Origin of the sequence: Nonomuraea diastatica (assembly GCF_004349015.1) — a bacterium.
Taxonomy (GTDB): Bacteria; Actinomycetota; Actinomycetes; order Streptosporangiales; family Streptosporangiaceae; genus Nonomuraea; species Nonomuraea diastatica.
In genome coordinates this window covers 1-424 of the sequence record NZ_SMKP01000474.1, presented here as the reverse complement: position 1 = coordinate 424, position 424 = coordinate 1, and the positions used below count along the sequence as shown (strand labels likewise).

The following is a 424-nucleotide window of genomic DNA, read 5'->3' as shown; positions in this document are numbered from 1 at the left end:
CAACCACCGACCGTTCTCCACATCGTGCGCGACCAGCACCCGCAACAACGGCGCAGCACCCAGATCGATCCGCTTCGCCGTACCCCTCAGCTCGGCAGCCTCGACCTCCTCCACGCTCAACGGAGCGTGCCGCCACACCACCTGAACGGGCCGGGAAAGGAGTTCCCAATGGAAGGAGGTGCGCAGCACATCGTGCCGATCGACTACCGCCTGCAGGGCAGCGATGAAGGCATCGAGATGATCGCGGGTGTCCACCGCCAGCAGGTTCGACAACACGTAGGCGTCGTGGTCCGGCGACATCAGATGGTGGAAGAGCATCCCCTCCTGCAACGGCGCCAGGGGGTAAATGTCCTGCACGTTCCCAGTCCCGCCGGGGATCTGCGCGACGATCCGATCGATCTGCTCCTGGCTGAGGTCGACCAGC

1 protein-coding gene is annotated in these 424 nt (G+C 64.9%); it reads right to left on the bottom strand.

What is annotated here, in order from left to right; genetic code table 11:
- Positions 1-424: condensation domain-containing protein (locus E1294_RS52225; RefSeq protein WP_246083909.1), on the bottom strand; the 424-nt coding region annotated here is incomplete at both ends.